Annotated in this window: 10 protein-coding genes; 8 read left to right on the forward strand and 2 right to left on the reverse strand. The window is 26.4% G+C overall.

The window, feature by feature from the left end:
* The 5 genes from QZU75_RS10945 to QZU75_RS10965 all read left to right on the forward strand — a co-directional run.
* On the forward strand, positions 1-349 hold a 349-nt coding region (locus tag QZU75_RS10945), incomplete at its 5' end, for a hypothetical protein (protein WP_296883734.1).
* A 504-nt stretch (positions 350-853) separates the two neighbouring features.
* Positions 854-1729: a GIY-YIG nuclease family protein gene (locus tag QZU75_RS10950; protein WP_296883737.1), complete on the forward strand. Its 876-nt coding sequence runs from the start codon at positions 854-856 to the stop codon at positions 1727-1729.
* A gap of 167 nt (positions 1730-1896) precedes the next feature.
* Entirely contained in the window at positions 1897-2367 is a 471-nt protein-coding gene (locus QZU75_RS10955; RefSeq protein ID WP_296883739.1) for a hypothetical protein, read from the forward strand.
* Complete coding sequence (locus QZU75_RS10960) at positions 2364-3233, forward strand: hypothetical protein (RefSeq protein WP_296883741.1); 870 nt, start codon at positions 2364-2366, stop codon at positions 3231-3233. Before QZU75_RS10955 ends, QZU75_RS10960 begins: the two co-directional genes overlap by 4 nt.
* 435 nt (positions 3234-3668) lie before the next feature.
* On the forward strand, positions 3669-4532 hold the full coding sequence (locus QZU75_RS10965) for a DUF2971 domain-containing protein (RefSeq protein WP_296883742.1): 864 nt from the start codon (positions 3669-3671) through the stop codon (positions 4530-4532).
* Positions 4533-4584: 52 nt separating this feature from the next.
* On the opposite strand, the gene QZU75_RS10970 is transcribed toward QZU75_RS10965, so the two are convergent.
* Positions 4585-5589 carry a hypothetical protein gene (locus tag QZU75_RS10970; protein ID WP_296883744.1) on the reverse strand — a complete coding sequence of 335 codons (1005 nt, stop codon included), beginning with the start codon at positions 5587-5589 and terminating at the stop codon, positions 4585-4587.
* A 79-nt stretch (positions 5590-5668) separates the two neighbouring features.
* Positions 5669-5890 carry an HNH endonuclease gene (locus tag QZU75_RS10975; protein WP_296883747.1) on the reverse strand — a complete coding sequence of 74 codons (222 nt, stop codon included), beginning with the start codon at positions 5888-5890 and terminating at the stop codon, positions 5669-5671.
* A 1263-nt stretch (positions 5891-7153) separates the two neighbouring features.
* On the opposite strand from QZU75_RS10975, the gene QZU75_RS10980 reads away from it, so the two are divergent.
* From QZU75_RS10980 to QZU75_RS10990, 3 genes are all read left to right on the forward strand, one after another.
* Positions 7154-8713 (forward strand): hypothetical protein, encoded by a 1560-nt coding sequence (locus QZU75_RS10980; RefSeq protein ID WP_296883748.1) that lies wholly within the window; start codon positions 7154-7156, stop codon positions 8711-8713.
* 83 nt (positions 8714-8796) lie between these two features.
* Entirely contained in the window at positions 8797-11841 is a 3045-nt protein-coding gene (locus tag QZU75_RS10985) for an Ig-like domain-containing protein (RefSeq protein ID WP_296883750.1), read from the forward strand.
* Entirely contained in the window at positions 11816-12523 is a 708-nt protein-coding gene (locus tag QZU75_RS10990) for an Ig-like domain-containing protein (protein WP_296883751.1), read from the forward strand. Before QZU75_RS10985 ends, QZU75_RS10990 begins: the two co-directional genes overlap by 26 nt.
* Positions 12524-12777 lie beyond the last annotated feature (254 nt).

Raw genomic sequence — 12777 nt, forward strand, 5'->3', positions numbered from 1 at the left:
CAAAGGAAAAGAAATAAAACTACTTTTAATCGAATCAAGCATACTGATTGATTCAACACAAATAGCCAAAATTTTTGATAAAAAGGAAAAGACCGTAGCCACCAAAGTCCAAAAATCCAAACTGGAAAAGTATGAAACTGAAAACATCAAACTCCTAAAGAATTATGGACTGATGCATCCTGATGCAATCAAACCAAGACCATTCTATGATTTAAGACAGATGCTTGAAGGACCAGCTTATTATTACTTTAAAAAAGAAGATGAAACTGATTTGATTGATGTTATTGTTAGAGTAGCTATTGGAAAGCACCGTGAATGGATCCATAACAGAAATATTGATAAGTTTTAATTTCTTGTATTCTATTCAATTAATAGAAAATTAGTCTTATTCCTCAAAAATCAAGTTATTCTGCAATTTCTATTCAATTTTCTAATTATTGTATGGTTAAAATAGATATAAGTTTTATTTATTCCATATAAATTATTTATCAATATGTTAATATCTCAAAATACTTTGCAAATGCTCTCTAAAATTATATATAATATATCATAGGATACTATTCATATTGAATAACTAAAATAGTTTAAAAACGATTTTCCCTTATATATTATGATGATAAACTTAACTGAAAAAATTCGTCTTCAAATGAAAAGAATCATAAAAGTATTGATGGGTAATTAAATCATGACTCCTTGGAAACTATATAATACTCACTTATCAGCATGGTTTTTAATTAATATTATGGGAAAAAGAGTTTAAAGTGATAAAATTCAACTTTGGAATTTTTTCTAAGAAATATTAGCCATTTTTGAATAATATGTCTAATTGATTGGATATGGGTAACGATTAACTATGAGTAAAAATAACAAATGTGGAATATATTATATTCAGAATACTGTAACTAAACAATATTATATTGGTCAATCCAGAAATTTAAAGGTTAGAATGAAGGTACATTTTAATTCATTGAGAAAAAATAAGCATTTTAATAAACATTTGCAAAATAGTTTTAATAAATATGGAAAAGAAAAATTTGAAAGTGGAGTTTTAGAATATTGTGATAAATCTGAACTTGATGAATTGGAGATAAGATATATTGATTTATATGATGCCCGTGAAAATGGTTTTAATATTCGAGAGGGAGGGGTAGATGCTCCCATAATGGAAAGAATTAAAATAGATGATAAGTTATTAAAAAATTTATATTTATTGGAGTCTACTTCTGAAGATTTGGCATTAATGTTTGGATGCAGTTCAGGAACAATTAATAATAGATTAAAAGAGATATTCTCTGAAGAAGAATTGGATAATTTGAAGTATAAAAAGAGATATGATGGGAATGTTGCTCGTATAGATTTTAATGAAGATTTATTAGAAGAATTGTATCTAAAAGGATATTCATGTGTTGAAATTGGTGAAATTTATGATTGTGGCCATGCAGCTGTAGCTCGTCGTATGCAAAACATATTTGGTGAAGAATGGGATGCCCTAAAAAAAACAGGAAAAGAACCTGTTAAACAAGAATTAAGTGATAAAGCAAGGTATGAATTAAAAAGAATAGAGTTAAAAAAGGAATTGGATGATAGACAGTTAGAAGTAAATGAATTATATGAGCAGTATGGTTTAACAGATGAAATCTTGGATGAACAAGTTGAAATTAATACTTTAAGACATGAATATAACATAACAGATGAATCAAAAGTTATTTTCCATGGTTTTGTCCAATGAATCTAAAATTGACAGTGAATAAATTTAAAAAGATAACTATCATTTTATATGATATTTTTAGAAGGTTACAAAAGTATCTTCCAAATTTCGAGATTTTAATTATAAAAAAGATTATTAAAGAAAATTATGAAAATTAAGTTATAAAACATCATATCATGAGGTAAATCATGGATAAAAATAATTTAAAACTTGAAGAATTAAGACTTATTTTTGAAAGAGAAAACATTAGAAAACAAAATTTAGAAAATAAAGCTTCATATTTTCTAGTAGTGATTTCAATAATCATGACTATAATTTCTACTTACTTAAGCCAAATAAGTCTATCTCTTAAATTGGATATTAGAAGCATGATACTTGTTTTAAGTATAATTTTTTTCTTAATTAGTATTGGACTTTGTATATTAATTTTTTTACCAAGAAATTATTATCATCCTTTTGATTTAGAAAATTTTGAGGAATTTGAAAATAGTTTTAAAATACGTGATGAAGAATTTGAAGAAAAATTATACGACAAATATTTAACTTCTATCCATATAAATCATGAAAAGAATGAAGATATAGTAAAACATTTAAAATGTTCTATATATTCATTTGTTTGTTTTATACTATTTTTAATTTTGGCTGTTGTGATATTATGAAATGTGATTCTTGTGGAAAAACTTTAAGTGATGAAATTATTGTTTTTTGTGAGAAATGTGAAAAATATTATTGTATGAACTGTTATACTAAACACAAAAGGCATAAATTAGTTTTTAAAAGATTAACGGATGATATTATTACAAATATAAATACTGGAGTGGGCGGTGCAGGAATAGGAGATACCCACCATAAATTTTACACTGATGAAGAATGGGTTTTAAGACATAATCCATGTCCACATGTGAAAGAGGAAATGGAATTAGAAAAAGTAATTTTTTATTGTGAAGATGGTAAAATTAGATGTTCAAAATGCTTATTTGATTCAAAAATCAATAGGGCTAATCCCATTATGAAAATAGATGATAAAAATAGATTAATGTTATTATTAACACATACTTATGAACCTCAAAACTTAGAATTTATATTTAATTGTGATGATAATGGAATTAAAGGAGAAGAAATAACATTAAATTTAACAATCATGAATAATAAGCTACATGACATTGAAGACATAAATATTAATATAGAAGCATTCGCTGCAGAACCTCTCCCTGAAAATACATCATTAAACATATACCGAGAACAAATGTATTCTCGATATTTGATTTTAAAAACATATCATTTTGATGAAATTAAATCTAAAAAATCATTTAAAATTGAATTAAAGGTTAAAATACCAAAAGATGGTGAAATTAAGAAAAATCAATTTGTTAATATTAGTGAAGATATAGAAAATGAATATGTAAAAGATGAAGTACTTAATGTCCCAGATAAATTGATGATTTATGTTCAGTTTACATATAAAACATATTCTGGATTTAAATATTGGAGTTATGTTGAAAGTGATGTTGTTAACTTGGATTAATAAAATAACCAAAATTAATCTATGATTATTTAATGTATTGTCAAAATCAGTGAGTAAAATTAATATAGAAATGCTGGATATTAAATTATGGAAATCCAAGAAAAAAATAATATTAAAATGGATTTAAAAACTCATAGAAATTTAAAGGGGTGGTTTCAGATATCCTAGATTGTTTATTATATAGTAGGGAGTTAATTCATGGAGTATGAAAAGTGAATTAATCAATTGAATCATCAAATTAATTGTAAAATAGTAGAATGATTCATTAAATTAAAATTAGATTAATGGCTATTAAATTATTTATCACTATATAAGTTTGTAAATTAGCGTTTTCTAAAATAGTTAATAATGATAGTTGTTTTGTTAATTAATGTTAATTATAATTTTTTTTATAGAATGATTATTTATTTTTAATATAAAATTAAAGATAGTAATATGTCTGAAGAAAAATTTTTTGATTGTATTTTTAATAAGTTTCCAAATAAAGAAGTATCTTATCATGATTGTATTGATATAAAAAATCAATTTGTTCCTGAAAAACTTTATAAATATACAAGAGCTAAATATGCTGAAGAATTATTAATTGAAAATTTAATATATTTGCCAACGATTAAAGAATTAAATGATCCTTATGAAGCACGTCTTTTTCTAAATAATGAAAGATTAAAAAAAGAAATTTATAAAAATATAGATTTAAATAAATTTCCAAAAGAGATGGCTGATGAGGTAATTCAGGATTCTTCAAATAAACTTTCAGATGAAATTAACACAGAAATTTCACAGGACTATTCAGTGATATGTTTATCTAAAGATAATTGTATTAATCCCTTATGGGGTAATTATGCAGATAAATATCAGGGAATATGCCTGGAGTATAACCTAAAAGATACCGAAAAAACATATCTTAAAGATTTTTGTTTTCCAATTAAATATGTAGAACGAGAAGAGGATTTTGAGCAAATTAAATCTAATGAAAGTTTTGCATATAATAATATTTTCTTTGAACCGTTACTAAAGAAATCTTTTGATTGGAATTATGAAAAGGAATGGAGGGTTATAATTTACAAACCCGATTTTCAAAATATGATAGAAAAAAAGAGGAAAAATTGCAAAATCAAAGAGTATTTAAAGTTCATAGAACCTACTAAAGTATATTTGGGTTTAAAAATTGAGGAGAGTCATGAAAATAAAATTTTAAGAATTTGTAAAGATAAAGGAATTGATGTTTGTAAAATGAAAATTGATAATACAAATTATAATTTTAAGTATGAATACAAATATAAAAACAATGAACAGTAATCATGGCCTCAATTAATCTACTTGAATATTATCATAATAATATTAAATTTAATTAAAAATCTTTTTTAATTTTAACCAATAATAATGTAGGAATAAATTTTTCTAAAAAACTCAAACATTCATCAAAATTATCTAAGATTTCTCCTTTATGAGCAAATTTGTTACGAACGGTATAAGCGGAAGATATCCAGTCTTCCAAATCATCATATCCTTCAAGATTTATATTATAATCCTTTACTAATTGCAATATTGAAGGGGTGAATGATTTATTTTTTAAACCTCCAATGGAACTTTTAAGACTATTAAAATCTTTTTTTAGAAGTTCATTATTTTCGAGGTCAAATTTTTCTTTATAATCATCAACATATTCAATAATATTTTTAACACATGTTAAAGTTTCTTCATCTCTTTTTTCTGTTGGTTTTAATAATTCTAAAATGTTAAAATAACTTAAATAGCGAGGTTTATCTTTTAGAAAGAATGAATTTGCGTATATATCTAATGCAGTATTTATTTTATTATCATTCATAATTTCTGAATTTTTAGAATCATTATATAGTACAGTAATGTCATCTATTATTGCAGCTAATATTATTGATAAAACATAATCAACTCGCAAATCTATTTTCAAGTTGAATGAGGTGTGAATTTCTTTATAATTTTCTTCATCCACAACGATTTTTGTTGTATTGGCTTCATGAATATAATTATTCAAATTCTCTTCAGTAATGTTTTCCAATTTAATACTCCAAGGCCCATATTTTTCATTTTCAACAATATTCAATCTATTTAGTGTAGATTTAAAAATTTGATAAAATTCATAAATTTTATTTTCATCATTAAATGGTATTTCAAAATAACCATTCTGTTCATCTTCAAATAGATGAATATATATTGTATATGGTTCTAGTATGAATTTTAATTCATCATCTTCTTTAATTTTTATTCCACTATGCTTATTTAATACAAATGGGATTTTAAATATGTATTTCTTAGTTTCCATATTTACTATTATGTGTTCTGTTAAATTAATATTGCTATGTGGTTTTTGTCCCACAACTAAACCTAAATCCCGGATTAAAAAAATCAGTTTGCTATAAATATTCCATATATTAATATATTATATATCTACCCAACTAAAACCTAAACTCCTTAAAGAATTTCAGGAGTGTCACCGGATTGGTGTTCTCAAGATTATAAAATGCATGATACTTTTTATGGCACCAGTGACATAATGTTATGCCGTTTTCCGGCTCAAGACGTAAGGGTATAAAATTCTTAAATGAAAACACGTGATGTAGTTTCAGGTGCTGGTTTGCCCCGCACAAAACACATTTTTCATTATCCCTATCTTCCATGTCTTTAACCCAGTCCTTATACTCTTTGGTGTTTTATTTATTCAACGTTTTTTTGAAATGTCAATCCATTCGTCTTTTTTGTCATGCTGATTTCTCAAAAAATTAAAAGTCAATTTTTATTTTGATAAATATATGAATTGGTATTATATCACAGCAGTTAAAAATGCATGTTTCAATTCAAAAACTAATATATACTTGAAAAAATATAATATAGTCTGTAGAATAATTCAGATTATTTTACATAAAATAATAGAAGAAAAAGAGAACACAGGTAATTTTTTTTGGAAGAATATTTTTTTTGATAAATTTTTAGACCTCAACAACCTGAAAAAAATACTCACCCCGAAAAAGATATGCTTTTTCTCTTTTTACTTCATTCAATCACAAATGTTATTATGGTTTTAAAAAAAACATTTTTTCCCATAATAACATCCTTCATGTACTGTTATAGATAGTATTTATCTACTAACATTTTAAAGTCTGAATCGGACTTCTTTTTGTTTTCGTAATACTGATTAAAGCAATTGTAATACTTATCAGATATAAAATTAAATTGAATTAATTGTACTTGATAAAATATAAATTGCTTTATCAATATATTATTTATATAACTATTAATATAAAGTTTTCTAAAATTCAATTATAATTGATATTATAAAAAAAGAACATTACTCACTATCACCACCTAATCTGACTTTAAAAGAACTCCCAAATTATTTAAATAAATTAAAGTATCTAAATTCAAAAAATAAAATATTTAACCTAAAAAAATAAGCATTTGCAGAAATGATTCTAATTTTTAACTTATAAAAAAAATATTACATTCACCCTTCAAAAAAATCATTTTTCAAAAATCCCTTTTAAAACTAGTTTTTCACGATTTAAAGAAACATATCCAACCAAATCAATTCTTGCAGATTATCAGGCATTTATTTTAAAAGCCTTTATTTTTAAACCGGATAACTTTCAAAGTAACCAAACGGTTACAAGACTCCAAATCAATATCTAAAAACAAAAACAAGGTTAAATTAAAAATAATGCCTAAAAAATAATCTTTAAAATAAAATACATTTTTTAAAACTCTAATCACAGAATTTAACATCGAAAGTGAGGTCATTTTCAAAAATTGCAATGTTGTAGATAAATACTATTTACTAATAATTTGGATGGTCAATTGGATGTTCTTTTTTAAAAAGAAACGAGCGTTGCAAGTTTTTTTTCTAGAAACTTGTAATTTCAAAAATATAAAATATGGTGAAAAAAATGAAGAATTCATCAAAAATAGTACTTGGGTTTATGCTGGTAATGATAGTCTGCTGCGTTTCAGCAGTCAGCGCAACCGACATAAACAGCACAGACGATACTCTAATCACTGATGCCATCGCTGTTGATGATGTCAGTGAAATCGTCGAAGAAGTGGAAATTGATGACGCCTCTGATGACGTTGTTGAAGAACAATGTTCCTGTACTGGAGCTAACTCTGTTACTGTAAATAGTACTAATTATGGTAACTATTTTAATACTAATGGTTGGACTACAACCAATAATAATTTAACATTTGTTGGGAATTTCAATGCCCAAAATTTTGGTAATTTTAAAATTGACAAACAAATTGTCATTGATGCATCACAAGCAACATTCACAAATATTGGTTTTGATTTAAAAACATCACACATAACACTTTGCGGTGGAACATTCATTGCAAATGAACCATCAAATATAAATTCTGTAATTTATTCAGAAGCTAGTTATTCAACTATTAAATGTGTGAAAATTAATGTAACTGCACCAAATGGTGCAGACTTTTATGCAATTGACTTAATAAATGCTGAAAGGGCAACTTTATTAAATAATGTAATAAATTATATAGATAACTATGCAAACACAGCAAACTACAACTATGTAGTAAAAGTAAAAGGCGGATCATATATTAAAATGGTAGGAAACAATATAACTGCATTCTTACCATTAAAAGATGTTGACTATAGTCATTGGACACCAGAACCAACTATCGATTATGATTTAGTTGCAGGTGTAGCAGTAGAAAGTTCAAGTAACTTTAATTTCACAGGAAACAAATTAGATATTACTGCTAATAGTAGTTCTGGATATTATCCAACATTAGATGCATTTATAATAGTAAAATCAGACAATTCAAAAATCATTGGAAATAAAATTTATGAACAAGACACAGTATCTGGAAAAGAAGACACAAACTACTTATATGCAATTGATGTCTATAGATGTAATAATATCTTAATTGACAATAATAGAATAGAACTTAATAGTAAAGGGGGCAACCTTACCGTAAATGGTACTGGTGCTGCTTATGGTGTACAATTAACTGGTCCACATACTGGTGTAGTAATATCTAACAATAATATAACTACTGCAAATAATGGTCCTAACTTAGGAATATATTCACAAAATACAGAAGGTGAAACTAATTTGACTATTATTTGCAATAAAATTAATGTGACTGGTAGAGCAGGTAATAATCCGTGGGCTTTAGTATCTGGTATGGAACTCCAAGATGATTATGCATATGTATGTGGTAATGACATTACTGTAAATAATCTTGCAGGGAATAATACTTCCTTATGTGCATATGGAATAAGTTATTCTCAATGGACGGATTTTGACCATGTATATTATGTATGTAATAATACTGTAAGATTATATAATGGTACTTATGCAGTTTTCATGACTGATACTACTGTACGCAGTAATATTATTAACAATACATTAAATACTACTTATTATTCCGGAGATAATGCAGTCTTCATTGATAGATCTGCGAATTATGTTGGGGGCAATATTTAAGTTTAAAATGTAATGTTTGTTTAGAATTAATTTTATTGGAAGGAATTACTCATCCTTTCTATAAATTATCTATTGTGATTACTATGGAGAAATTAAGACATTTATTAATAATATTTTTATTTTTGGGCATTATATTGTCGTTAAATATTGTTTCTGCAGTGGAGGGTGGAGATTATAGTAATGTAACTGAGGACAATGGTGAAAATCTCTTAACAATTTCTGAAATTAATTCTGCAGAAAATGATTTGAATTCTCTAGAATCTGATGAAATATTACTTAAAACTTCTGAAAGTAATGATTTATTATTAAATGATGTAAATGATGGATATATAATTTATGTTGGTCAAAATACTACTGAAAATGGAAATGGATCTTATGAAAACCCCTTTGCGACACTAGATTTGGCATGTAATAATACTAATGGGGAAGATAAGGTCACTTTAAAAATTTTCAATGGAACATATTTTATTGGTTCTCAATTAAACTTTAATACTAGTAATTTATTCATTATTGGCATTGGTGGGGATGTAATTATTAAAAATATGTATAATTCTAATGATTGTAAGCAAGCATTAGGTTTATCATCTTCATCTTCAAATTTTACTATATCAAATATAATTTTTGATGCATCTAATTATACTGTAGGTACAGGAATGCCTAATAGATATTTCTTGTGTTTTTATGGTGATGCAAATAAAGGTGAATTCATTAATTGTACGTTTAGGAATTTTACTAATGCTTATGTAATATCTGCTAGTCAGTATGATTCTTGCTTTAAATATTGTAATTTTGTTAATTTCAATTCTCTAGATTTATTTGACGGGTATTTTAAAACTAAATCTTCAGTTTTTAAATATTGTACTTTTTCGGACATGACTATTAGAAAATTAGCTAATAGTTATTATTCATATTCAAATGCTTCGATGGATAGTATTTGGTTTGGTCAGAATACAATTCCTAATTATATGTCTGGTAAGGGAAACGATAGAAAAAATTTTGTAGTGCCTCTTACAAGATATGCTATGTTTTCAGTCTCAGAAAAGTATTTGGGTAATAATCAATTTGAAATTATTGGTAAATTAACATGGAATGGTACTGAAAACCAAGATGGAATGGAAAACTTCCAACCAATGACTTTTACAATATCATCCAATACTGGAAAAGTTGATTCTTCTACTGTAACTTTAGTGAATGGTACTTTTAAAACAAATTACACTAGTTTCGATTCAATTAATAGGATTAAAGTTAGTTTTGGTGATGAAGATTTTGATGAATTAATATTTAATACGGTAAATATCACTATTGTTGCACCTAGTATTTATTATGGTGAAAATCAAAACATTACACTTAAGTTTTCTCAAGTAATCAATAGCACAATCAGTATTTCTGTTAATTATAACACATATGATGTAAAAGTTAATGTGTCTGATTCATTAAATTTTACTATTCCTGATATTTTAAAGGAAGGTAATTATACGGTTAATGTTAAACTAAATGATGAAAGTGCACAGATGTATGGGGATAATTCAACTACTTTAATTATATCTAAAGTTTCTGATTATATTTTTGAGGTTGTTACAAATAATCCTAAATTTGGTGATAATGCAACTATAACTATTTCATTACCTGATGATGTTAATGGTACTGTAATTATTAAATTAGGCAATGAAATGCCTCAAAGTTTACTAGCTAACAAGACAGTGGTAGTTAATTTCACTAACTTAAATGCGGATACTTATAATATAACCGTTACATATAGTGGTAATGATAAATATGTTCCAAACGAAAAAACTGCAAGTATAACTGTTAATCCCGATAAATCTTGTGTTGAAATTGAAGATGCAGTATTTAATTATGGTGAAACTATTGTAATTCCATTTAACATGACCAATGCAAAAGGAGTAACAATCACTGTCTATAACAAAAATGATGATGAAGTTGCAACCAATTCAAGTGAATCTAATATTATTACATTAGATGCTTTACCTGCGGGTGAATATACATTATATGCAAAAACCATTGTTGATGATGATAATTATGAATCTAATGATGCAGAAGCTAATTTAACTATTAATAAAGCAAATTCAACATTAGATATTTCTGATCAAGAATTCACTTATGCAACAGAAGCAGTCATCAATGCAGTGACAGTAAACTCAACTGGTGATATAATTGCAACTTTAATGGATGAAAACAACGATAAAATTGATGTGAAAGTATCTGGGGACAATATAACTTTGCCATTGTTAGATGTTGGTAAATACACTTTAACAGTAACTACAAATGTAGATGAAAACCACAATAATGTTACAAAATCTGCAACAATTACTATTACAAAAGCAGTTCCTTCAATGGATGTGATCGTTGAACCTGCAGAAAATATTACAGTTAAAGATGATGTAACATTAACAGTTAAATTACCAGCCACTGCCACTGGTGAAGTTGTTATTAAAGTTAATGGTAAAAAACTATATGATGTTTCTGCTAATGAAACTCTCAAATTTGATTTAGATAATGATGCTGGAGATTACATAGTTGATGTCATTTATTCAGGTGATAAAAACTATGAAGGTGACAGCGCAACAAAAGAATTTACCATTTCCAAAGTTGAAACTTCAATAACTGCAAAACCAGTAGTATTTGAAGAAGGAAACAGTTCAACAATGGAAGTAACAATTCCAGATGTCGAATCAGGTGTTATTTTTGTAGATGTTGCAGATAAAAAATTCTATGCAGACATTAATGAGGGTACTGCAACTGTTTTAATCAACGGTTTAGTTGCAGGTAATTACACTGCAAAAATTAGCTTTGCAGGTGATAAAAAATTCAATGAAGCTACTGGTAATGCTAATGTTAATGTCACACCTGCACCAGATATAATAGGCGAACTTGAAAAGATTATTAGTGATCTTAATGATACTGTGATTGCTCAGGAAGGTACTATTAAGAATCAGACTGAACAGATTTCTGCTCTTAATGATACTGTGATTGCTCAAGAGGTTACTATTAAGAATCAGACTGAACAGATTTCTGCTCTTAATGATACTGTGATTGCTCAGGAAGGTACTATTAAGAATCAGACTGAACAGATTTCTGCTCTCTGTGATTGCTCAGGAAGGTACTATTAAGAATCAGACTGAACAGATTTCTGCTCTTAATGATACTATTGAAAATCAAAAAGAGCAAATTAATAATCTTACTCATAAGAAAGATGCTGTTATTGTTGTTGATCAGACTTTCACTCGTGTTGCAGTTGATTACAATGCAGGTGAAAGAGGTGGAATGTTTTACGCAATCTTAAAAGACATCGATGGTAATGTTTTAGCTAATAAAACAGTTCAAATTGCTATAAATGGTAAAATCTATAATAGGACTACTGATGATGAAGGAAAAGCAGGCATACAAATAAACTTGCAGGCTGCAGGCACATACTCATATGCAATATCATTCCAAGGGGATGACACATACAACGCAGCACCACTAGCATCATCAAAATTAACAGTCACTAAAAAGAAAACCACAATAAAAGCAACAAACAAAGCATTTAAAGCTAAAACAAAAACCAAAAAGATTAGCGTAACACTTAAGACTGTTAAAAACCAGTATGATAAAAAAACATACTTAAAATCTGGTAAAAAAGTAACCTTAAAAGTATATGGTAAGACCTACACCGCAAAAATCAACAAAAAAGGCGTAGCTAAATTTACCATAAAAATAACTAAAAAAGGTAAATACACAGCTAAGATTAAATTTGCAGGCGACAAAACCTACAAAGCATCTAGCAAAACAATAAAAATAAGAATAAAATAAAAATACAAGAAAAGTAATTAAATTTACTTTTCATATTTTTTCTTTTTTTTATTTAAAACTTAAATTTTATCTTTTTTTATTTTCTTTAAGTCATTACTTTTTTTAATAGGATATCTATAAAAACTCTTAAAATCTTTTTTAAACACTATTCTTTGAGTTATGTTTTTCAATTTAAAATAAAATTAAGATTGAAAATTTTTTTTAGATATCAACAGATATGGTTCTATTCAATAACTTTAGAATAAATTCATTAT

The sequence above is a fragment of the uncultured Methanobrevibacter sp. genome (assembly GCF_902764455.1).
Classification (GTDB): domain Archaea; phylum Methanobacteriota; class Methanobacteria; order Methanobacteriales; family Methanobacteriaceae; genus Methanocatella.